General features: G+C 34.8%; 19 protein-coding genes. 14 read left to right on the forward strand and 5 right to left on the reverse strand.

Features of this window, described 5'->3' with window-relative positions:
- Positions 1-14: 14 nt before the first annotated feature.
- From GQ47_RS01755 to rpiA, 5 genes are all read right to left on the reverse strand, one after another.
- The gene (locus tag GQ47_RS01755; protein ID WP_035644091.1) at positions 15-3,119 is read right to left on the reverse strand and encodes a SusC/RagA family TonB-linked outer membrane protein; all 3,105 of its coding nucleotides are present in this window, start codon (positions 3,117-3,119) and stop codon (positions 15-17) included.
- A gap of 18 nt (positions 3,120-3,137) precedes the next feature.
- Positions 3,138-4,745, reverse strand: a complete 1,608-nt coding sequence (locus GQ47_RS01760) for a glycoside hydrolase family 32 protein (RefSeq protein ID WP_035644093.1) — start codon at positions 4,743-4,745, stop codon at positions 3,138-3,140.
- Entirely contained in the window at positions 4,708-6,066 is a 1,359-nt protein-coding gene (locus tag GQ47_RS01765) for a sugar porter family MFS transporter (protein ID WP_035644095.1), read from the reverse strand. Before GQ47_RS01765 ends, GQ47_RS01760 begins: the two co-directional genes overlap by 38 nt.
- A gap of 230 nt (positions 6,067-6,296) precedes the next feature.
- Positions 6,297-9,035: a substrate-binding domain-containing protein gene (locus GQ47_RS01770; RefSeq protein ID WP_035644097.1), complete on the reverse strand. Its 2,739-nt coding sequence runs from the start codon at positions 9,033-9,035 to the stop codon at positions 6,297-6,299.
- Positions 9,036-9,372: 337 nt separating this feature from the next.
- The gene (gene rpiA / locus GQ47_RS01775) at positions 9,373-10,044 is read right to left on the reverse strand and encodes a ribose-5-phosphate isomerase RpiA (RefSeq protein ID WP_035644100.1); all 672 of its coding nucleotides are present in this window, start codon (positions 10,042-10,044) and stop codon (positions 9,373-9,375) included.
- Between the two features lie 293 nt (positions 10,045-10,337).
- Between rpiA and GQ47_RS01780 the strand changes: the two genes are divergently transcribed.
- From GQ47_RS01780 to GQ47_RS01850, 14 genes are all read left to right on the forward strand, one after another.
- Positions 10,338-10,811, forward strand: coding sequence for a Dps family protein (locus GQ47_RS01780; protein ID WP_035644102.1), 474 nt, complete (start codon positions 10,338-10,340; stop codon positions 10,809-10,811).
- 46 nt (positions 10,812-10,857) lie between these two features.
- A complete protein-coding gene (locus tag GQ47_RS01785; RefSeq protein ID WP_035644104.1) occupies positions 10,858-11,553 on the forward strand; it encodes a LytR/AlgR family response regulator transcription factor in 696 nt (231 codons plus the stop codon).
- Between the two features lie 82 nt (positions 11,554-11,635).
- Positions 11,636-13,843 carry an ATP-binding protein gene (locus GQ47_RS01790; protein ID WP_035644107.1) on the forward strand — a complete coding sequence of 736 codons (2,208 nt, stop codon included), beginning with the start codon at positions 11,636-11,638 and terminating at the stop codon, positions 13,841-13,843.
- Positions 13,844-14,219: 376 nt separating this feature from the next.
- Positions 14,220-14,777, forward strand: coding sequence for a hypothetical protein (locus GQ47_RS01795; protein WP_035644109.1), 558 nt, complete (start codon positions 14,220-14,222; stop codon positions 14,775-14,777).
- A gap of 50 nt (positions 14,778-14,827) precedes the next feature.
- Positions 14,828-15,259 carry a lipocalin-like domain-containing protein gene (locus GQ47_RS01800; RefSeq protein WP_035644111.1) on the forward strand — a complete coding sequence of 144 codons (432 nt, stop codon included), beginning with the start codon at positions 14,828-14,830 and terminating at the stop codon, positions 15,257-15,259.
- 11 nt (positions 15,260-15,270) lie between these two features.
- Positions 15,271-16,239 (forward strand): NAD(P)H-quinone oxidoreductase, encoded by a 969-nt coding sequence (locus tag GQ47_RS01805; RefSeq protein ID WP_035644113.1) that lies wholly within the window; start codon positions 15,271-15,273, stop codon positions 16,237-16,239.
- A gap of 45 nt (positions 16,240-16,284) precedes the next feature.
- Positions 16,285-16,836, forward strand: coding sequence for a putative antibiotic biosynthesis monooxygenase (locus GQ47_RS01810; RefSeq protein WP_035644115.1), 552 nt, complete (start codon positions 16,285-16,287; stop codon positions 16,834-16,836).
- Between the two features lie 245 nt (positions 16,837-17,081).
- Complete coding sequence (locus GQ47_RS01815; protein WP_035644117.1) at positions 17,082-18,122, forward strand: cupin domain-containing protein; 1,041 nt, start codon at positions 17,082-17,084, stop codon at positions 18,120-18,122.
- Positions 18,123-18,133: 11 nt separating this feature from the next.
- Complete coding sequence (locus tag GQ47_RS23055) at positions 18,134-18,853, forward strand: YoaK family protein (RefSeq protein WP_193745202.1); 720 nt, start codon at positions 18,134-18,136, stop codon at positions 18,851-18,853.
- On the forward strand, positions 18,837-19,289 hold the full coding sequence (locus GQ47_RS01830; protein ID WP_035644123.1) for a redoxin domain-containing protein: 453 nt from the start codon (positions 18,837-18,839) through the stop codon (positions 19,287-19,289). The genes GQ47_RS23055 and GQ47_RS01830 overlap by 17 nt, the downstream gene beginning before the upstream one ends.
- A gap of 12 nt (positions 19,290-19,301) precedes the next feature.
- Positions 19,302-19,817, forward strand: a complete 516-nt coding sequence (locus GQ47_RS01835) for a DsbA family protein (RefSeq protein ID WP_035644125.1) — start codon at positions 19,302-19,304, stop codon at positions 19,815-19,817.
- Between the two features lie 115 nt (positions 19,818-19,932).
- Positions 19,933-20,805, forward strand: coding sequence for a formate dehydrogenase accessory sulfurtransferase FdhD (gene fdhD / locus GQ47_RS01840; protein WP_035644126.1), 873 nt, complete (start codon positions 19,933-19,935; stop codon positions 20,803-20,805).
- An 18-nt stretch (positions 20,806-20,823) separates the two neighbouring features.
- Positions 20,824-23,190 (forward strand): FdhF/YdeP family oxidoreductase, encoded by a 2,367-nt coding sequence (locus GQ47_RS01845; RefSeq protein WP_035644128.1) that lies wholly within the window; start codon positions 20,824-20,826, stop codon positions 23,188-23,190.
- A gap of 233 nt (positions 23,191-23,423) precedes the next feature.
- On the forward strand, positions 23,424-24,242 hold the full coding sequence (locus GQ47_RS01850) for an alpha/beta fold hydrolase (protein ID WP_035644131.1): 819 nt from the start codon (positions 23,424-23,426) through the stop codon (positions 24,240-24,242).
- Positions 24,243-24,744 lie beyond the last annotated feature (502 nt).

Genomic DNA, 24,744 nt, shown 5'->3' on the forward strand with positions numbered 1-24,744 from the left:
TTTTTAATCTTTTGTTATAAAGTAAAATTAAGACCAGCAGTAAAAGTTGTCGGCTGAGGATATCCAAAACCAGCATTTTCCGGATCAACTCCTGTGAAGCTTTTAGCATCAATAATCAACAAATTCTGTCCGCTGATGTAAAGTCTAAAACTTTCCATATTCAATTTCTTCAGTAATTCTTTAGGAAAACTATATCCAAACTGCAAAACTCTAAGTTTAAGATAATTTCCATTTTCTACGTAATAAGTTGAAAATCTAGACTCTGCATTTCTATCAACAGTTGTCAGCGCAGGGATTGTAGAATTTGGATTGTCTAAGGACCATGCATTCAGCAAACGAGTTCCTTTGTTTGATCCCACATCATCAACGCTCCAGAAATCAGTCTGATATTTGGTGTTATTGATAACATCCACATCACTTGCACCTTCCCAAAAAGTGGTAAAATCAAAGTTTTTATAAGACAAGTTTAAATTAATTCCGTACAACAATCCCGGATTTGGATTTCCGATCCAGGTACGGTCTTTATCTGTAATTGTTCCGTCGCCATTTAAGTCTTTGTAACGAATCCTTCCAAGGCCTTTTCCTTCCTGAATTGCAGAGTTGTCTACCTGATCCTGACTTGTAAACAATCCGTCAGTAACATATCCGTACATCGAATTAATTGGACGTCCTAAAATATTATCATCCAATCCGTCGCCTCCGTAGTTGTTTTTTACTTCATCCGGCAATTGTGTAATCTTATTTTTGTTTGCCGAAATGTTTCCGGAAATATCATACTTCAATCCAAATGAAGTTTCATCGTGATATCCTAAAGAAAACTCCCAACCTTTATTTTCCATAGAAGCTCCGTTTACCCAACGATTTCCACCTTCTCCAATAACTCCTAAATACGGTGGCAATACCAAAATATCATCTGTTTTTTTGATATAATAATCAATAGATCCGCTTAATTTTTGTTTGAATAAACCAAAGTCCAAACCAATATTCGTCTGTGTAGTCGTTTCCCATTTCAAATCATCATTTCCTGATTGCGTTGCGATGAAACCAGATGGAAGTAATCCGTTTCCGTTTCCTGCAATATCATAAGCTGTTCCGTAAGACGTTGCCCAAGTTGGACTTCCGCCTGCGTAACTTGCCAGATAAAGCGAGTAAACTGCCGTATTGCTGATTTCTTGATTTCCGGTTTGTCCCCAGCCTGCTCTTAATTTCAAGTCTGAAAAAACAGGAGCACTATTTTTAATGAAGTTTTCATTGCTGATTCTCCACCCCGCTGAAACTGCCGGAAATGTCCCGAATTGATTGTTTTTTCCAAAACGAGAAGAACCATCACGACGAATTGTTGCCGAAACCAAATAGCGATTATCAAACTCGTAATCTGCTTTTCCAAAATAAGAAAGCAAAGAATATACAGTCGAAGTTCCGCTGGTAAAAGATTCTCCAGTTCCTGCATCTGGATACATATAATCCGGCGTTTCGATCAAAAAGTCATTTTTACGTAACGTGTTTGTATCATAAGTATCTTTATACATCTCCGTTCCCGCCATCAAATTAAGATTGCTTTTTCCAAAATTTAAGCTGTAAATTGCTGTATTCGTCCAAGTCCATTTGTCGCTGATTGACTGATCGATTGTAACAGACGTTTGATCATTTTGCAGATAACCTGATTTGTAGCTTCTTTGCAGCGTACGTTTTTTGTAAAAACCATAATCCATTCCGAAACTGGTTTTGATGTGCAGATTTTTAATGATTTCCAAATCCGCGTAAGCGTTACCAAAAAGACGTAAATAATCGTATTTGTTATCTTTATTATATTCTAAAAGACGAACCGGATTTTGTCTGTCGTTCATTCCTCCAACCGGTCCTCCCCAACCAATTCCGTCTACAGTATGCACCGGAATAATTGGTAAAGCTCTCAATGCAGGATCTAAAACGCCCGGATCTGTTACTTCGTTTGTACGATTTAAACTGAAATTTTCTCCGATAACTAATTTGCCATCAAAGTATTTATAAGAACTGTTCATTCGGGCAGAAATTCTTTCGAAATCTGTTGTTTTTACAACGCCTTCATTTCCATAATATCCTAGCGAAAAAACATAATTTCCTTTGTCAGAAGCATTCGAAACTGATAAATCATAAGAATTGGCAACTCCGGTTTGAGAAATTGCGTCATACCAGTCCGTATTTGAAGCTTTTATGGTTTGTTGTGCATCTAAATATTCCGGAACCAAAACTTTATTCAATTGCGGTTTATTATTGTTTACCGACCAATCAAACTGATAACGTAAATTGTTATTATTCGGATTTAAACCGTCGTTAATATTCGCCTGCCAAAGTGCCTGCCCAAACTGGTTTGCGTTTAGGACATCTAACTTTCTTGAATAATCAGAAAAGGAAGCATAGGTACTGAAATTGATTCTCATTTTACCTTCTTTACCTTTTTTGGTTGTAATGATGATTACTCCGTTTGAAGCTCGGGAACCATAAATACTCGCTGAAGAAGCATCTTTCAGAACCTGAATCGTTTCAATATCATTAGGATTTAATTCATGCATTCCAGATTTTGTCGGCATTCCGTCAATAACGTAAAGCGGATCTGTGTTGTTCAAAGTTCCAACACCACGAATTACCACTTTTGTATTTCCTCCGCTCGGCGAACCATCTGAAGATACTTTTACTCCGGCAATTCTTCCCTGCAAAGCTTTGATTGGGTTTGGCTCCGGCTGCTTCATGACTTCCTTCATGTTCACAACGGCAACTGCTCCGGTGATATCCGTTTTCTTTTGTTTGGAGTATCCTGTTACTACAACTTCATTTAGCTGGTTGTTGTCTACTTTTAAAGTTACATTGATCGTTTTTTTGCCTTTAACAGGAATAGATTGTGGAGCATATCCTATAAAGGAAACTACAAGAACCGCATCTGAATTTATATTGCCGAACGAAAAATTGCCATCAAAATCTGTTACTGTACTGGTATTTGTACCTGAAATAAGTACGGTTGCTCCTGGAAGCGGCATTCCGTCATCTGCAGAAAATACCGTTCCCTTTACTCCATTTTCCTGAGCCGTCATAAGTAGCACCGGAAAGAAGAAAAATAGAAAATAAATAATTTTACTTTTCATGAGGTTAGTGGTTTTTAGTTAGTTTATATTTAATTGGTTAATTACGAGGTTATTCAATTCAATTTCCTCCTTTGAAGAAACTGATAGAGATGTAAATGGCTGGTTTGTGAAAAAGATTTCTGTTATAACTTTTTCGCCATTGTTGTAAAATATTTCAATAGAGGTTTTATCTAAAATAATTTTAAAAACACCTTCTTTTTGATTCCCGTTTAAAGCTGCTTTTGTGATCGTTGCTGCAAACTTTTCAGAGAAATCATTTTTTCCAGACTTCGAACGATCTACAAATAAATAATGATCTGAATTATTGATTCCGAAAGTCAAAGACTCACCTTGTTCATTTGAAAGCGTAAAAGTGTACGTGTCTTGTTTTATGTTTTTCAGCTTAAAATCAATAATTGCTTTAGTTAAATCAATTTTCCCTGATCCGGAAATCGAAAGATTGCCTTTTCCTTTTAGGTTTTTCTTTTTTATAGATTTAGAAACATATTTATTGATTTCTTTTACCGGATTACTGATTAGGCTATAAGCATTTCCTTTTTTTATCAACTGAATTTCGCGGGCAATTGTAGTGCTGCTTCTCCATGCAAATGTTGGAACATCTTGCGCGTAATCCCAATTAGACATCCAGCCGATAAATAATCGACGTCCGTCAGCACTTGGAACATTATTCCAAGTTACACCAGCATAATTGTCTTTCCCATAATCTATCCAAACAGCCTTTTCCTGTTCTACTCTTTTGGCAAAATTTGGGTCTAATGTAAAAGTAGTTCCATCAAAATCTCCAATAAAATATTGCGTTCCGGAACCTCCATTTACACCTCCTGGATTTAAGCTCTGAATTAAAACCCATTTGGTTTCATTTGACCCTTGTACTTTTATTTCAAAAAAATCTGGACATTCCCAAACACCTCCATGTGCCCCAATATCTTTTCCGAAATCAGATAAATATTCCCAGTTTTTTAAGTCTTTGGATTTATAAAATTGAGAACGGTCCTGTGCTGCTAAAACCATAATCCATTGCTTATTCGTTTCATCCCAAGTTACTTTCGGATCACGAAAATCTCGAATTCCAGGGTTTTTTATGACAGGATTTCCTTCCTCAAATTTCTGCCATGTAAAACCATTGTCATTCGAAAAAGCAATGTCCTGCTGCTCGACATCAATTTTATTTTCTTTTTCTTTTGTCATATCATGCAGCGTATAAATTGCTACAATTGGAGCCGTTTTCTCCGTTCCTAAACCAGAAGTATTGTTTGAATCTACAACAGCACTTCCTGAAAAAATATATCTATTCTTATCCGGGTAAATCGCGATAGGCAACTCTTCCCATTTAATGAGATCTTTACTAACGGCATGTCCCCAATGCATCGGTCCCCATTTATTTCCATCAGGAAAATGCTGGTAGAATAAATGATATTTTCCATCTGCATAGAACATTCCGTTAGGATCGTTCATCCAGCCTTTTTTTGGAGTAAAATGAAAATTAGGACGGTACATTTGCTCCTCTGAAGATGCTGATACTGAAACAGCAGTTGTTTGCGCCACAGCCGAATACGGTTTAAGTCCCCCTACTGAGAGGAGTATCGCACTATAAAATGCCAGCGGTAGATGTTTCTTTGATCTCATTTTTTTTGATATTTTTTTTGGTTAGATTTTCACTTAATACTTCTAAAGAAACTCCTTTGGTTTCGGGCATCAGAAAAATTACGAACAGTAATTGCAGCACCATCATCAATGTAAAAATTAAGAATACTACTTCCGGGCCAATTTCTGAAAATAGCATCGGTATTAAAGATGGGATAATTGCTGCCAAAACCCAATGTACTGAACTTCCAAATGCCTGTCCAGAAGCCCTAATGTGATTTGGAAAAATTTCGGAAATAAAAACCCAGATAACTGCCCCTTGGCCAATGGCGTGAGAAGCAATAAATAAGAAAAGGAAAATAGGTACAGATAAGCCTCCCCAATTGAAATAAAAGGCAGCAGAAACCAATCCTAAAGAAATAATATATCCCACAGAACCAATGTACATTAACAACTTTCTTCCTAATTTGTCAATTAATGCTACGCCGATTAAAGTGAATATAAGATTCGTAATTCCGATTCCGATGCTACTTAATAAAGCCGTATTTTGTCCTAAACCTGCTTCTTCAAAAATTCTTGGCGCATAATATAAAAAGGCATTGATTCCCGAAAATTGGTTAAAGAATGCAATTAAAAAAGCCAATACTAACGGAAAACGGTATTTCTTCATGAAGATATTTTCATGTTTTGTAACACCATTTTCTCTGGAATCATCCATGATGTCTTTTAGGTCAGCAGACGGATCAATTTGAAACAGAACTTTACGAGCCTCTTCATCTCGGTTTTTAGATAATAACCATCTTGGGCTCTCTGGAATTGTAAGTATAAAAAGAATGTAAATAAAAGAAGGAATAGCCTGCACTCCTATCATCCAACGCCAGGCATTTTCACCAATATCTTTTAAAAAGTAGTTGGAGATAAATGCAATTAAAATTCCAAGTACAATATTAAACTGATACAGCGCTACTAAACGTCCGCGTTTGTCAGCCGGAGCAATTTCGGAAACATAGGCCGGCGCTGCAATAGTTGACGCCCCAACACCTAAGCCTCCAATAAATCTGAAAGCAGCAAATACAAATGGATCATTTGCAAAAGCAGCACCAATAGCAGAAAGAAAGTATAAAATTCCTATCCAGAACAGTGTTTTTTTACGACCTATTTTATTGGTTGGAATTCCACCAAAAATGGCACCTACAACTGTTCCCCAAAGTGCCATTGCCATAACAACAGATCCATGAAAAGCATCAGATGAATGCCAAAGAAGCTGTAGCTGTTTATCAGCTCCAGAAATAACTACGGTATCAAAACCGAATAGAAAACCTGCCAGTGCAGCAGTAACAGACCAAATCAATATCTTGTTCATTGTAGATGTATTAAAAACTTGTTGCTAAGATATCCGCAAAAAAAACAACTTATTTTTAATGATGTTACAATTTAATTCTATAAATACTGACAGTTTGATATTTAAATAACAAAAGCCTTATTTACAAGGCTTTAGATAATTTAAAATTTATTTACGAAAACCTTGTAGTTTCGATTTTGTTACATTAGGTTTAAAATTGATACCTAAATTGCATCAATTTTAAACCAATATTAAATGGAAGATTTGTATTCCTTTGGTGAAATTCCAAATTTATTCTTAAAAGCTGTAGAAAAATAGTTGGGAGAAGAGAAACCAAGTGAGTACGCAATTTCAGAAATATTCATATTATTTGACTTTAAAAGCTCTGCCGCCTTCTCCAATTTTACATTATTGATATGGTCACTTATATTAATTCCTATAATTGCTTTTACTTTTCGATACAACTGAACTCTCGAAACTCCGAGTTTATCAGCTAAATCTTCAACAGAGAATTTGGGATTTTCGACGTTTTTCTTAATGATGTCATTCATTTTGGTAATAAAGGATTGTTCCTGATTGCCAAATTTCGACTCAGGTTCAACACGATATATATTATTAGTATAGTAATAACGAAGTTTCTCTCTGTTGAAAAGCAGACTTGATATAGATTGTTTTAAAATAGACAGGCTAAAAGGCTTCGTTAGATACTGATCTACTCCACTTTGCAATCCTTTTAAAACTGATTCTTTATTGCTCTGTGCTGTTAAAATAATAATAGGAATATGTGACGAACGCAAATCTTTTTTCAATTCTTTACTGATTTCGTAACCGTCTTTATCTACCAAATTAATGTCACAAATGATAATATCAGGAACAATTTCCATTGCTTTTTCAATAGCATCGCTTCCGTCAGAAGTATAAATGACATATTCATTAGATAATTTAGCTTTTAAAAATGAAACCAAATCTATATTGTCTTCTATAACCAAAAGTGTATGTTTTTCAGATTCAGAAATTACATTTTTCTCATTCAAATCAGATTCTATATCAAGATTATCTGTAATTAAACTTGGTGTTTCATTTAGTTTTTCAGCTTTATTTATAATTTCAGAAGGCTGTAAATGGCTTACTCCTTTCAATAAGGTAATTACGAATTCGCTTCCCTGTTTTGATTTCAATTCTATCGTTCCCTGATGCAAGAGCACAAACTCTTTTGAGAGATGAAGTCCAATTCCCGAACTGTTTTTATTATTATTTGAAGCCCTGAAAAAAGGATTAAAAACATTCGATAATTCATTTTCGGGTATTCCGATTCCAGAATCTTTAAAACTGATTTTAACTGTATTATCTTGATTGTCGATAATTGAAATGCTGATTTTTCCGTTATCGGGTGTAAATTTAAAGGCATTAGAAAGCAAATTGAAATACACTTTATCCATCAATCCTCTATCGATAAACAATTCCAAGTTTTTATTTTTGCAAGTAAGCTGAAAATCAATATTTCTTCGGGCAGCTTCGCCTTTAAAATTAGCCATGACTTCATTTGTGAAATCGTAAATTTTTGTATTGGAAGCTCTAAGTGCAAATTTTTGTTCTTCAATCTTCCTGAAATCCAACAATTGATTTATTAATCTGAGCAATCGATTTGAGTTTTTATGAATTAGTTTTACTTCGTCAATCAGTGCTGTACCTTTAATTTTTTCATTTTCAATCAACGATTCTACATAACTCATAATAAGCGTTATGGGTGTTTTAAATTCATGCGAAAGTCCAGTAAAGAAATTCAATTTTGCTTCGTTGCTTCTTTGAGCAATTTGAGCCATTTCCTGAATTTCATTATTCTGATCAATTACGGTTTGATTAATTCTTTCAAGCTGTTTTTTCTTTCTTGAAATAGAAATAGTTGAATAAATACTATAAATCGTCAAACTCAAAATAATCACTAAGAAAAAACTCAGCAACCGAACCAAGTTATTCTGCGAAGCATATTCTCTTTCCTGAACCTTTATCGCTCCCTGTTGTGACTCAATAACTGTTTGCTGTTGATCGACTTTATCCATTTGATTTTCGATAATTTCAGCATTATTCTTATCTATTACAATTGTATTTAGAATATTATTTTTTGCAATTGCTTCTTTATTGTACATTTTTAAAGCCAATTTCAACGCTTCATTTCCTCCTGTCGGATATAGTATTGTACCGTCTAAAACTCCACTTTTTACCAATTCTATCCCCCCATTTACTGTATTGAGTCCGTCAACACCAATAAATTTGATTTTCTTTTCTAAGCCAACAGTTTTGGCAGTTTCCCAGGCACTTAAAGCCATACGATCATTATGAGCAAAAATATATTCGATGTCATGATTTTGTAAAAGAATTGATTTTAAGGGCACTTTGACTGACTCTTTTTCCCAATCGCCGTTTATAGTGTTTTCGATCTTAAAACGCTTATTTTCTTTGATAATCTGATCAAATCCAAGACTACGTTCATATGCTGGTGAAGAACCGTTTGCTCCTGTTATTTCAATGATTTTGCCAGAACCTTTACTGTGCGAGATAATATATCGGGCAGCAATTCTGCCAATTTCGATATTATCAGCTCCAAGATAAGCAGTATAGCTTTCTCCCTCAATTTTTCGATCTACAACAAGAACAGGAATTCCTGCCTTTATTGATTTTTCCACAACTGCGGTCAAAGGTTTAGATTGAATTGGAGATACAATAATAACATCAACTTTCTTAGAAATGAATCCTTCAATATCTTCTATTTGCTTCTCGATATTATTATTGGCGTCTTTTATAGTTAAATCGACCTCAGGCCTTAATGAAGCTTCAATTTTCATTGAGCTGTTCATTTGTTTACGCCAATCATCTGTAGTCATAGCCTGAGAAAATCCAACTTTTATTTTATCGCTCAGTTTTTGTTTGCAGGAAATTAAAGTTAATGATGCTAAAAAAAGCAGCAAAATATATTTTACAGTTTGATACATGAAATTATAAGTTTATGTAAATGAAAGTGAGTTTCGAAAATACCTTCTTAAACCAGTAACTTGCCAAAATAATAGGAAGGATTATTTTGTTATGACAAGTAAGAAGTGCGTATGTGATTGTAAAGATAAAATTAAACTTTTAAGTTTTAACAATGACACCTCATAATTTTCTCATTATTATAATCAACAAATTTTCTTTGCCAACATTTCAGTAAAGTTCAATGTAAAATCGTGGTAACAGGGTTTTGGAGTTCCCTCCAAAAGTGGCACAGAAATCTAAGGCGGTTTTGTAAAAAAGAAGCTCACATAAAAAACTATTAAATTGAATAATTCCGCTTTAATCAAAAATTATGGTTGAATCTCCTTTTCCCATGATAACTTTACTTGTCAGACCGATAAATATTCCATGTCCAACAATTCCATTAATATCATTTAACTTTTTAGATAAAGAAGCAGGATCAGAAATGATGCCAAAATCAGCATCTATAATATTGTTTGCCTGATCTGTTTTAAATGGTCTATCTCCTTCCATCCTAATTTTTCCAATACCATTTAATATTTTAATTTGACTTAAAATATAATTTGAAGCAAATGGAATTACTTCAATTGGGACTTTGAATTTTCCTATTTGTTTTACTTCTTTTGATGAATCCGCTATTATAATTTCTTGTTTTGTTAATGAGGCTACAATTTTTTCTCTAAGCAATGCACCCCCACCGCCTTTGATTAAAATTAAGTCAGAGGTAAATTCATCTGCTCCATCAATTGTAATATCTATTGAATTTATCAAATTAATATCAATCAAAGGAATATTTAAAGCCTCAGCAAGTTCTTTAGTTTTATTAGAAGTTGGTACCGCTTTTATTTTTAGGCCATTGCTGACAAGTTTTGCAATTTCTCTTATTGCATAAACAGAGCTTGAACCTGTACCTAATCCCACAATCATATTATCAGTTAGTAATTTAACTGCTTCTTTTGCCGCAAACTCTTTTTCTTGTTCTAAATTCATGGTTTATAAAATTTGTGAATCTTCAATTAAAAGTAGTAGTAAATTCTATTACAAATTTATTTTTTTAATAAATTCTGTTCTTATCCAATACACTAATATTAATTTATGTTTCCAATTTGTCATTAAAAAATACTGGAGTTTTTTAACCTAAAAACTACTTAAAAGGACACCTTCTTCATTTCAACGATTCATTTTGCCTGTTTACCTAAAATCATACTTTTTAAAGAAGTTTTCTAAAGACCTTTACATCAGAAAACAAAGCATTACTGCTTATAAATTAAAAACTTGAAATTATGAAAGCAACCATTGGCCTTACAGAGAAAAATACTGACGCCGTTTCTAATGAATTAGCAAAACTGCTTGCAGACGAATTTGTGCTTTATACTAAAACCAGAAATGCACACTGGAATGTTACAGGCGATAATTTTCATGCCAATCACATTTTCTTCGAAAATCAATACAAACAGTTGGATGAAATCATTGACAGCGTTGCAGAACGTATGCGTAAAATTGGCCACTATGCACCTGCAACCTTAAAATCATATCTTGAACTTACGCATCTTACAGAATATAGCGAAAGAACAAACGATGGTTTAGGTTTTATGAAAGATCTATTAAAAGACCATGAAAGTATTATTGAATTTATCCGTGGCAACATCACTCCTTTTGCTGATGATTACAAAGATTACGGATCAAGCGATTTTATTACCGGCTTAATAGAAATTCATGAAGAAATGGCATGGATGATACGCTCTTACTTTAGATAAAATAACAAGGAATAAGTATATTTGTCTAAACCAAAAACCAAATACCATGAAAGCGTTAATTGTTGATGACAATGATATTGCAAGAACTACTTTATCTCATTTGGCTAAACAAATTCCAAATCTTACTGTTGTAAATGAATATTCGAATGCTATTGAAGCCTATCATCATTTACAGGAAAATCAGGTAGATTTGATTTTTTTGGATATCGAAATGCCTGAGATGACGGGAATTGAATTGACTAAAAACCTTTCAGGCAAAGATATCATCATCATTTTCACTTCTTCTAAAAAAGAATATGCACTGGAAGCATTTGAACTGAATATTGCAGACTATATCCTAAAACCAATCATGCCTGCACGATTTTTACAAGCAGTAAGTAAAGCACAATCTATCATTGAAAGCAGAAAAGAAAACATACAATTTGGTAAAGAAGAATTTTTATTCGTCAGAGATTCGAATATTACAAGACGCTTGAAACTAGATGATATTTTTTATGCGGAAGCAATGGGCGATTATGTAAAGTTTTACACCAAAGAAAAAATGTTTGCCATACACGGTAAAATGAAAACTGCTGAAGAACGGCTCCCAAAAGATGATTTCATTAGAGTACATCGTTCCTATATCGTTTCTATTGGTAAAATCGATACTTTACAAGATGGCGGCATTATGATTAATAAAAAATTTATTCCTGTTGCAGATGCCTACAGAAAAGCGCTTAACACAAGAATGAATGTATTTTAGATATCATTTTGTTTTCGATGTTGGGAAACTAAAATCCTGTCTTATTGAATTAAGATAGTACAATTTCATATACACTTATTTTATGATAAATACGTCTACCGTAATGGGTAACAAACGCTTTAGTTATTTTATAATCAGCAGTTTTATTTTATGCAGCATCTTATTGATTGCTGTACAAATTAATTCGGCTCAAAATACTAAAGAACTCATACGAAATAATAATACTCTTTTAAATGAATTACGTTCCAGCAATCATTTAAGAGAAATTGACCGTGATATTTTGGGTGTCGAAAGCAGAATTCGAGCCTCTATTGCAACCAATGATACTACACATTTAGAAGGAATCGATCAAAAAATCAGACAGATTAGAAATTTTCTCGATTCCCTTTCTGTGGATAATGCCGATCCTGAAGAGGAAAAGTTAATACAAAGACTCGGAGTTTTGGCTCAGAATAAAATGGTCACAAAAGGAAAACTCCTGCATCGTTTTGATTCTTTAGGAAATATGGATGATGATAGCTCGATTGCTAATCCTAGAGCCAGAATAATTTCTAATGAGATTACTGATATTACAGCAAAGATTTACCATAAGCGTCAATTGCGCATGGTAGAGTTGCGAAATCTAAGTGTGGAAATGGGTCAAAGAGCAAAACTTTACGACATCTCCTTATTAGTTTTACTAGTTTTGAGTGGTGCCGTTATAGGATATCATATTATGCGCCAATTTAGAAGACAACATTTTCTGATTAAAGAATTGGATATTGCAGAAAAAAAAGCATCGATCGCCGCTCAGACCAAAGAAAATTTTCTGGCTAATATGAGTCATGAAATCAGAACGCCGCTCAGTGGTATTTTAGGTTTCACCAATTTATTACAAAAAAGGCCTTTGGATGAAACTTCCGCAGAATTTGTGAATTCTATTCAGCGTTCGGGCGAAAATTTAATGACCATTATTAATGACATACTCGATTTATCTAAAATTGAGGCTGGAATGATGCGTATTACGCCTGGAATATTCAGCATCAACGGATTATTGGATTCGGTTGAAACGCTTTTTTCAGAACGTGTAAAAGAAAAAAAATTAACCATCTCCAGTAAAGTCGATACTTCGATCCCTGATACTTTAATTGGTGATGCCACGAGATTAACTCAAATATTGGTAAACCTCATTGGAAATGCCATAAAATTTACCCATCAGGGATCTGTAAGCATTGAGGTCTATAACAAACTACAACATGAAGAAAAGGTCATTGTAGGCTTTAAAATTACGGACACGGGAATTGGAATTGATAAAGAAAAACTAAATGAAGTCTTTGAAAGATTCAATCAAGGTGAAGATTCTACCACTCGAAATTACGGTGGGACTGGCCTAGGATTATCAATAGTAAAAAAACTGATTTTATTGCAAAACGGTGATATTGAAGTGAAAAGTGAACAAGGAAAAGGAACAACCTTTAGCTTTTATATTCCGTATGATATTGCTAAAGAACAGCTCAATTCTAAACCTATTGCCAATATTAACCACTTTAAAGATATCTCAAATACTGCTTTGAGAGTTTTAGTTGTAGATGACAACGCGATCAATCAAAGTTTAATGAAACATTTGCTTTCTCAATGGAATGTTGATTTTGAAATGGCTTCTAACGGTTTGGAAGCAGTCGAATATCTAAGGAAAAAAGATTGTGATCTTGTATTAATGGATTTACAGATGCCTCAAATGGATGGATATACGGCTGTTCAGCAAATTAGAGAAATCTTAAAACTGGATATTCCCATAATTGCCATGACAGCACATGCCCTGCCTGGCGAAAGAGAAAGATGTTTGAGCCGAGGAATGAACGAATACATTTCAAAACCTATAAAAGAGGAAGAACTTTTTAAACTGATTGCTGCTTTTGGACTGAAAGAATCAAATTCCGAAGAAACAAACGTTATACAATCTGATCCTGTTTTTCAACATATTGATCTTTCGTATATGCAATCTGTAAGCGCTGGCAATAAAGCGTTTGAACAAACTGTCACCAAACAGTTTATTGACAATGTGCCACTACATTTGGAACAGCTTATGACGGCTTATCAAAATCAAGATTTTAAAATGGTGAAACTTAGAGCACATGACTTACAATCAAGTGCTGCTATAATGGGACTATTGCCTCTTTTAGAAGAAAAACTTGATATTCTTGAATTGGCTACAGAACAAAATGCAACTTTACAGCAAATTTTAAATGATGTCGAAAAGATTTTGAACTCGTCTCTCTTAGAAGCTAAAGTTTTTTTAGAATCACTGTGAAATAAATAAGACAAGAGCTCGTTTTAAATTCAAGAAAAACCATCTTACTATATATTATTCAATTAAAAGACTGTCTGTAAAAGGCGGTCTTTTTTGTTTTTTTTCATTTTAAAATATAGCTGTATAAAATGCCCATTTAAATAATCATACATTAATGATTGCAGGCGTAATTATCGTTGTGTCCCAGTGGTTGAAACCACTGGTTATGTTTTCTCAGATTGAAATATTTTTATTGTCTTCATTCCAAACTTCAGAACAACAAACGATTGATTTCGCTATTTAAACGAGTGTTTTTGCCCATTCGATGAATAGTGGAATGCTACACGAATGTAAGGAAGTAAATTTACTTCAGTTAAACATTTAAAACCAAGAAATCATGGAAATCATCCAAACCAAAGAAAACGCATTATCACATTCAGCAGTAACTGCAGTTATTAATGCTCCTATTGAAAAAGTAAATATTGCAGACTGGCTTTTAAACCTTCCTGATGTAGAATACCAACGTTGCTCAACTCAGCATATTGGTGCAGGAATTACCAGCACCTATGAAGGCGAACCTATGTCTATTAATGTAGAAACAATTGGCGATGCTTTAATGGTACAGCATTATGTGGCAACAGTTCATCGTCCAGATTATTGCCGTATGTTGTCTATTTCAGATTCTATTACTAAAAACGGACGTACTAAAGTTCAGGTTTTATGGGAACTTAAAGTAACCAAAATTGATGAAAATACTTGCCTTTACACCAATGAGATTCATGCAACTGCAACACCAGAAATGTTTGAATACTTAAAAGAACATGGAGTAGATCTAGCTGGCGCTGCTGCTTCAAGACAAGCTGCTTCTGATGCACACAATCATGAAGAAACTCCTAACTTTGCTAAAAGCATAGAAAACAAAGCATTAACTGGGAAATACAATCAGCCTTTTTAATAGTATAGAAATCGAGCGCACCAATGTGCGCTCTTATTATTTTGAGTATTATGAAAAATAACTTGTTTGAAATACTAATCGGCTCTTGGACATTAGTTGAATTGATTGAAGTACCTTTAAGGGATGGAAAAATTACAAATCCGATGGGAACCAAACCAAAAGGCATTATTATTTATAACAGCGACGGCTATATGTCGGCACAAATAATGAATACTGATTTTGAACATTCTGATACAAAAGACAGTCCTCCTTATCTTGCCTATTCTGGTCCCTTCAAAACTGATGATGAAAAACAAATAGTCAGCCATACTATGTCTGTTTCACTTTTTGAAAATTGGAGAAATGAGACACAAAACAGAAAAGTTCTTTTTAAAGATGGATTGCTTCATTTAGAAACAGAGAAACCATTTATAAGCAATTCACGTTGGGTCATTCATAAACTTACTTGGAAAAGAATGGAACAATCCAATAAAAACCACTAATCACAAACTACATGAAAGCAATAGTTATAACTCAATTTGGAGCTCCAGATGTACTGAAACTGCAGGAATATCCAACTCCAGAAGTAAGCGGAGACAAAGTGTTAATAGAAGTTAAAGCAGCAGGTTTAAACCGCTCTGACATCTTCCAGCGTGAAGGCAATTATCCTGCACCAGCTGGAGTTTCATCTGAAATTCCAGGTTTGGAAGTTTCAGGAATTGTAGTCGAATGTGGACCAGATGTTACCGATTTAAAAATTGGTGATAAAGTCTGTGCTATTCTCGCTGGCAGTGGTTATGCAGAATATGTAAGCGTTCGGGAAGGTCAATGTCTGCCAATTCCAGCTGGACTGACTTTTGCTGAAGCAGCAAGTTTGCCTGAAACGGTTTTTACCGTATGGTCAAATGTTTTTCAGAGAGGAAACCTAAAATCTGGTGAAACTCTTTTGATTCACGGCGGCAACAGTGGCATTGGTATTACAGGAATCCAAATTGCCCATTCTCTTGGCATTCGTGTAATTGTAACAGTAGGATCTGATGAAAAAGGCCAAAAATGTCTCGATCTTGGCGCTGCTTCTTATATCAATTACAAAACCCAAGATTTCGAAACCGTTTTGCAGGAAGAAGGAGTCGATGTCATTTTAGATATGATTGGCGGTAATTACTTGAGTAAAAATGTAAATATCCTAAAACCCGAAGGCAGATTAGTTCATATTAATGCGGTAAGCGGCAGCCATGTAGATCTTGATATTTGGAAAGTAATGATTAAACGTTTAATAATTACTGGAAGCACCTTAAGAAGCCGAGACTATGATTTTAAAAAACAGCTAGCCAAAGAAGTGCAGAAAAACGTTTGGCCATTAATTAAGTCAAAACAATTCAAACCGATTATTTTCAAAACCTTTCCTTTCACCGAAGCTCCTGATGCGCATCGATTATTAGAAGATGGCAGTCATACGGGCAAAATTATTTTAGTTCGATAATTAGTCCGAATAAAACTTAAACCTCAACCAAAAATAAATAGTAATATGGAAAATCAAGGCGCATCTGTTGTTATTACGCACCATATTTTGGATGGAAAAGAACAGGAATATGAAAAATGGCTGGATGAAATTGTTCCCATTACCAAACACTCCAATGGTTTTATCGATTTGCAGATCGTACGGCCAATTCCGCATTTAACGTTTGTTTACACGGTTATCATTCGATTTGACACTATTGAAAACCTTAAATACTGGATGGAATCGGAAGATCGCAAAATGCTCATTAAAAAAGCAAATCCATTATTCAGAAAAAATGACAACTACCAGATAAAATCAGGTTTGGATTTTCTTTTTAATGCAGAAAACGAAGGAAACAAAGTTCCTGTTCGCTGGAAACAATTTCTTGTAACATGGTCTGCTATTTATCCATTGTCCCTTTTAATTCCTTTATTGGAACTCCCCTTTTTGAGATTTTTGAAAGTACCGTCAAATCATTATTTTGATGGATTAATAATTTCGGGCATCATAGTCTTTTTAATGGTATTTGTTGTAATGCCCAATTATACCAAACTGATCAAAAAATGGCTTTATAAATAATTAAAACTTCCCTCATTATAAAATCAAAAATCACTGTAGTTTGCAGTGATTTTTTTTGCTTTAAATTCTAAAAAAACAAATCTTCTATAATCAGAAAGCTTCAAATTATTCCTAAAGTTTCTCTTACTAAATTCAACGATTCATTTTGCCCATCTAACGAATTCAAACTATAATCAGCACATATCTTCAATAGCTTTACAATAGAATTAAAAACCAATACAATTAATCATCAAAAAGCTATTATTATGACTACCAAATCATTAAGTTTCAAATACGAACTAGAAAAAAAAGAACCACGCACCAATGACGGCGGTACAACAAGAGGAGCTTCCGTAAAAGATTTTCCAGCTTCTATTGGTATTGCAGGAGTTTCCATGCGACTACAGCCAGGAAGTATGCGCGAATTACACTGGCACGCAAATGCAGCAGAATGGGCTTATGTTATTTCAGGAACGGTTCGCACCACGATTATTCATCCAAATGGCAAAAGCTACACTGATAATTTTGAACCGGGCGATGTTTGGTATTTTCCAAAAGGATATGGGCATTCAATCCAAGCAACCGGAACAGAAGAATGCCATTTTATTTTAATCTTTGATAATGGTAATTTTTCCGAAGATCACACTTTCAGCGTTACCGATTTTGTATCCTGCATGCCTCCAGAAATTGTTGCTCAAAACTTGGGAATTACTTTGGAAGAAGTGGCCGCATTACCTCAAAAAGAAGCCTATTTTGCAGCCGGGATTGTTCCTGACGAATTATCATTTACTGCCGCTTCCCGACCTGAAGAATCAGATATTGAATTGACCAATTTACACCGTTATCCCTTGCATTCTCAACAACCTAGAATAATTCCAGGTGGCGGTTTGCAAAGATTGGTAACAAGCAAAGAATTTCCTATCAGCACCACAATGGCGGGATCTATTATAGAATTACAGCCAGGCGCTTTAAGAGAAATGCATTGGCATCCCAATGCTGATGAATGGCAATATTATATTTCTGGTCAAGCCGAAATGTCTGTTTTCTTAGCAGAAAGCACAGTCGTTACCGAACAATTCAACGCTGGAGATGTCGGTTATGTGCCAATGGGTGCAGGACATTACATCAAAAATACTGGAAGTACAGTTTGTAAAATCTTAATTGGGTTTAACAGTGGCACTTATCAATCTATTGATTTAAGCGAATGGCTTGCAGGAAATCCGAAAGATGTGGTGGTAACCAATTTTGGTTTGGAAGAAGGCGAAATTGAAAAATTTCCTAAAAGCAAACTGTTTATTCAACCTTAATCACAAATATTGTGGATGCCAAAACACAGTTCATAGATTCGTCTGAACAAACTAGATCGCAGGAGAAACTAGCCATATTTTTAGCCTTTATTGCAGGCTTTCTTGATGCTGCCGGTTTCCTGAAATGGAAAGTATATGTCTCTTTTATAAGCGGAAACAGCACACAATTGGGAATCGCTTTATCCAGCGGCAAACTCAATGTACTTCTTTCGTCTTTAACGGTAATTGGCTCTTTCTTCTTCGGAATATATGCTGGAACCTGCATTTCGTTGTGGAGAGAATCCAAAATTCAGACACTGCCATTTTATATCGTTTCGGGGATATTGATTGTCTACACAATGGCATCCAATTATTATACGATAAACAACGGATTATCGATACCTATCATTCTTTTTTCAACTGGTATTATGAATACCATTGTAACGTCTGTTGGAAGTCAAAAAATAAATACCGATTTCGTGACGGGAACTTTGAATAGTCTAGCAAGAAATACAGCCATGTTAAGTCTCACTCGCAATAAAAACAGTCGAAAATTTTATAAACTCAATGCTATACGGCTTTTACTATTATGGATTGGCTTTTTGCTAGGGGCATCTGTCGTACCAATTATACTTCCATTATTGAAAAATTGGACGCTTATTTTGCCTGCTGCATTACTGCTTACTTGTGCATTGCTACTGCCAATTACTGACTTTAACCTTAAAAATAAATCTTATGCTGAAGAAAAATGACGTTGCGCCAGATTTTACCTTATTTGCAACACCCGATCAAAAAATCACTTTATCAGAATTTAAAGGAAAAAACGTGATTTTAGCTTTTTATCCTGCCGACTGGAGTCCAGTTTGCAGCGACCAAATGGCACTTTACAACGAAATGCAGAAATACTTCAAGAAATATGATGCTACAATTTTCGGTATTTCTGTAGATAGTAAGTGGTGTCACATGGCCTTTTCTCAATCTAGAAATCTGCATTTTCCTTTACTGGCTGATTTCGAACCAAAAGGAGACACTTCAAAAAAATATGGCGTATACAATGAGAAAGAAGGCGAATGCAATCGTGCCATCTTTGTAATTGACAAAGAAGGAATTATACAATGGAGTTATCTCTCGCCAATGGCTATAAACCCAGGAGCAGATGGTATTTTGGAAGCTTTAGAAAAACTATAAAACTAATTAATTATGTCACTAAAACCAGCGGTCAGTAAAACTGATCATATACAAGGAAAAAAAGATGCTAGTATAGTAATCGTAGAATACGGAGATTATCAATGTCCCTATTGCGGTGCAGCTTATCCTATTCTTAAAGAAATGATGCAGAAATACGGCAAACAGATAAAATTTGTTTTTAGAAATTTTCCGTTATCAGAAATGCATCAATACGCCCGTCCTGCAGCAATTGTGGCAGAAGCCGCAGCATTGCAGGGAAAGTTCTGGGAAATGCATGACGCCATCTACGAAAATCAGAGAATTCTAAGTGAACCTTTTTTATTAGAATTAGTAGAAAAATTGGAGCTAGACCCACATCAATTCAATGTGGATATTAAAAAACCTGAACTTGCCGCAAAAGTAGATTCCGATTTTGAAAGCGGTATTTTAAGCGGTGTAAATGGCACACCTTCTTTTTTTGTTAACGGTAGAAAATTTAACGCAGGCGCAGAAGATCTCTTGCAACTGATGAGTGAAATCGTGAAATAAATAGTTCAAAAATTAAATCTAAAAATCGAATAGTATGCTCTCAATTAATGAATGAAAGTATATTTTTTGAATCTATTTTTAATTAAATTTACGTAACAACTTCAATTACAATATCATGGAAATAAATTATACGGAATTAGTTTCCATCAAACACGTAAGTGTTCAAAGAATAGAAAACAACGAAACCTCATCGTTCTTAGATACGCTATCTGTTGAAGAACCTCTTGAAATCAGGCTTTCTTACGGTTCTAATTCAGAGAGAGTTCAAAAGAATATTTCGGTTACCATGCGAACTCCTGGCAATGATGTTGATCTTGCGATTGGTTTTCTGTTTACAGAAGGAATTATTACTTCTTTTGAAGATATTCAAGATGCTTTTGCAATAAAAATGAATTGCTTGTCACAAAAACAAAACATTGTTCAGGTTGATCTAAAAGAAGGTTTTACTCCAAATTTGATGCAGACAGATCGAAATTTCTATACGACTTCAAGTTGTGGCGTATGCGGAAAAAGTTCGATTCAATCTATAAAAACGGTAAGCCCATTTGGAAATTTGATGAGATCGCAGATCCAGATTCATGCATCTGTTTTTTATCAATTACCCGAAAAATTAAGAATTGCTCAAAGCGATTTTGAATCCACTGGCGGTCTTCATGCCTCAGGGCTTTTTAATACTCAAGGCGATTTGATTCTTTTAACTGAAGATGTTGGAAGGCATAACGCATTAGACAAATTGATTGGAAGATCTCTTGCAAATCAATCGCTGCCATTAAATGAACATATTTTGCTTCTAAGCGGAAGAGCCAGTTTTGAGTTAATCCAAAAAGCAGCAATGGCGGGAATTTCTATTATTGCTTCTATTGGAGCTCCATCCAGTTTGGCCGTAGAACTAGCGACAGAGTTTAATATTACACTTTTAGGATTTCTAAAAGAAAACCGATTGAATATATACAACTCATCGGAACAAACCGTAATCCTAACACAATAGCCATTAAACCATAATACAATGAAGAAAGATCTACAACAAAAAACAGCTGATTTAAGCCATAAATTACCTGAAGCAGAAAATCCGTACCAGCTTTCGAAACTTAAATTAACAAAAGTAGAAAAATGGGCTGCCGGCGTTCCTGCGGTTATGGCTGCGGTAAGCGATCTTATAGAAGACAAAACCATTCTAAGAGGCGGAAAAGCTTTATTTAAAATGAATCAAATGGGCGGTTTTGACTGTTCCAGCTGCGCATGGCCAGATCCTGATGATGATCGATCTCCTTTGGGCGAATATTGTGAAAACGGAGCAAAAGCTCTGGCTGAAGAAGCTACAACCAAAAAAGTTGATGCTGCTTTCTTTAAAGAAAACTCTGTTTACAGCCTTTCAAAATTGGACGATTACCAAATTGGAAAAATGGGAAGATTGACCGAACCTATGTATTTGCCTGTTGGCGGTACACATTATCAGCCCATAAGTTGGAATGAGGCTTTTACAAAAATTGCTTCCCATTTAAATGCGCTTGAATCTCCAAATGAAGCGGCCTTTTATACTTCGGGAAGAACCAGTAATGAAGCTTCCTTTCTTTATCAGCTTTTTGCAAAAGAGTTTGGAACCAACAATATGCCAGATTGTTCCAATATGTGTCACGAAACCTCTGGAACAGCTTTGAAAACTACAATCGGAATTGGAAAAGGAACGGTTACTCTAGAAGATTTTTATGATACCGATGTGATTGTGATAATCGGACAGAATCCAGGAACAAATGCTCCAAGAATGCTGAGTGCTTTAGAAAAAGGCAAAAACAATGGCGCAAAAATTATTGCGGTTAATCCGTTACCTGAGGCTGGCTTAATGGGATTCCATAATCCACAGGCTATAAAAGGGATAATTGGATCAGGCGGAAAACTTACAGACCTTTTTCTTCCGATAAAAATAAACGGCGATATGGCACTTTTAAAAGCTATTGAACTTTTGCTAATTGAATTAGAAAAGAAAAACCCAGGTGAAGTTTTTGATCATGAATTTATCAAAGACAAAACAACTGGTTTTGAAAATTTTGAGAAACAGTTTGAAAATTTAGACTTGGATCATCTTGCCTTTCTATCTGGAGTTCCAAAAGATTTAATTATAGAAGCAGCAAAAATACTGGCTTTCAAAAAAAGAATTATTGTTTGCTGGGGAATGGGACTGACTCAGCAGCCAAATGGTGTCGATATGATCCGAGAGATTGTCAATATTTTATTGATTAAAGGAAGTATTGGTAAACCCGGCGCAGGAGTCTGTCCCGTTCGCGGACACAGTAATGTTCAAGGAAACAGAACCATGCTTATTGATGAAAAACCTACAAATGAGCAATTAGATCGTCTTGAAAATTACTTTGGATTTAATCCGCCGAGAAATCATGGTTATGATGTAGTTGGAACGATAAAAGCGATTCATGACGAGAAAGTAAAATTTATGTTCTGCATGGGCGGTAATTTTCTATCGGCAGCACCAGATACGACTTACACTGCAGAAGCATTTCGAAAACTGAAACTGCTGGTGTGTGTCTCGACAAAACTCAATAGAGGCCATTTGATACATGGAAAAGAATCTCTTATCCTTCCTACGCTTTCCCGAAGTGATATGGATATCGTTAACGGAGAAGTGCAGATTATCAGTACAGAAAATTCTATGGGCGTGGTGCAGTCTTCAAAAGGCGTGCTTAAACCTATCTCGGATCAATTAATAAACGAAACTCAAATTGTCTGCCGAATGGCGATTGCTGTTCTTGGAGAAAAATCAGTTATCGACTGGAAGCGATACCACGACAGTTATGATGATGTGAGAGAAGCTATTGAAAATTGCATTCCAGGTTTTGAAAATTACAATAGTAGAGTTCGCGAAAAGGGCGGTTTTTATTTGCCTAATGCTCCTCGTCATGGTCAATTTACGGCTAAAGAATCTGCTGATCGTGCGGCGTTTACTTTAACAGAAATTCCAGATAATGAATTGGAACCAGATGAATATATGATGGCCACAACTCGTACGCATGACCAGTTTAATACTACTATTTATGGTATGGATGACCGCTACAGAGGAATAAAAAATGAACGCCGTGTTATTTTCATGAATCAAAATGATATTGATAAAGCAGGATTTAAAGCGGGAGACAAAGTAGATCTCTTTAATTATAATGATGGCATTGAAAGAATTGCGCCTTTATTCCTTATTGTTTCTTATCAAATTCCAGAGCGAAATACGGTCACTTATTTTCCGGAAACCAATGTTTTGGTTTCTGTAAATAATGTGGTGAAAGAAAGCAATATGCCGGCATCTAAATACGTGAAAATAAAAGTAAAAAAACACGATCCTGCCATCTACGAAAAGATAAAACACATGTAATTCTTTTCAAATAAAAATAAGTTAGCGAAGACTTTTGAGGCATTTATTTAGATTAAAAATAGTAATAGCGCTGTTACAATTCATTAATTAATCTAGGTTAATCGACTGCTCTACTCTTCCTATATAAATTTGTCAAAGAAATCTAAGTCAAATAAAAAATGATAAAAACTTAGAATTTAACGACAATACAAAATTAGGATACTCTTAATTTTATTAATCTTAAAACCAAAAAAATGAGCACAATTACAGTAAAAGACGGAACAGAAATTTATTATAAAGATTGGGGAACAGGACAACCTATCGTTTTTCACCACGGATGGCCTTTATCAGCAGACGATTGGGATGCACAAATGATGTTTTTCTTAAAACAAGGATATAGAGTTATTGCTCACGACAGACGCGGACACGGTCGTTCTGGTCAAAGTTCTGAAGGCAACAATATGGAAACTTACGCACAAGACGTAGCAGAATTGACCGCAGCTCTAGATTTGAAAGATGCGATTCATATTGGCCACTCAACTGGTGGCGGTGAAGTAATTCGTTACGCAGCAAAATACGGAAAAGGTAGAGTTGCAAAAGCTATCATTATTAGTGCGGTAACGCCAATTATGATACAAAATGAAGCTAATCCAGAAGGTGTTCCATCATCTGTTTTTGATGAAATTAGAGAAGGAACCGGATTTAGCAGAGGACAGTATTTCTATGATTTCCCTATTCCTTTTTATGGCTGGAACCGTGAAGGAAAAACAATTCAAGAAGGAATTAAACACAATTGGTGGCGTCAGGGAATGATGGGATCCGTACTAGCACACTATGAAGGCATTAAAGCTTTCTCTGAATCTGATTTTACAGAAGATTTAAAAAGTTTAAACATACCTGTATTGGTTCTTCACGGAGAAGATGATCAGATTGTTCCATATAATCAGGCTCCTAAAGCTGCTGCTCTTTTGAAAAACGGAAAACTAATTTCTTATCCTGGATTTCCTCACGGTATGCCGACTACAGAGGCAGAAACAATTAATAACGATATTTTAGAATTTATCAAATCTTAAATATATCCTGATTTTTTAAATAAAAGCCTCCAGTCTACATTTTGATTCTGGAGGTTTTTATTTTTGATTTCTTTGATGATCTGTTGTCTAAAAATTAAATTGTTTTCGTGTTTAAACATTTGATATCATAATCGAATAACAAAATAGATAAAACTTTACTCATAACAAATATGTAAAGCAGTAAATCAAATTTTGTGGCAAATTCGTAGCATATGAGATTTGGAGTGGATATCTTTTTTGACGCAAAAATTTAAGGAAGTTTTTAATAAAAGAATTTAACTATTTGCTTTTTGATACTACATTTTTCAATCAATCCCCAACAGGACATCCAAACCAAATTCTTTAAGCTAATGAAAGACAGCCTTTACCAGTAGTAAGCCAATCTCTTCAAATCTTCCATAAAATTTATAGAAATTTGTCCTGTTGCTGTCACAAAGCCAAATGGCGCCAATTGAAGACAATTGGCGCCATTTTTTTATTTAACCCTTATCAATAAATGAGT

The sequence above is a fragment of the Flavobacterium sp. ASV13 genome, assembly GCF_000745775.1.
Taxonomy (GTDB): domain Bacteria; phylum Bacteroidota; class Bacteroidia; order Flavobacteriales; family Flavobacteriaceae; genus Flavobacterium.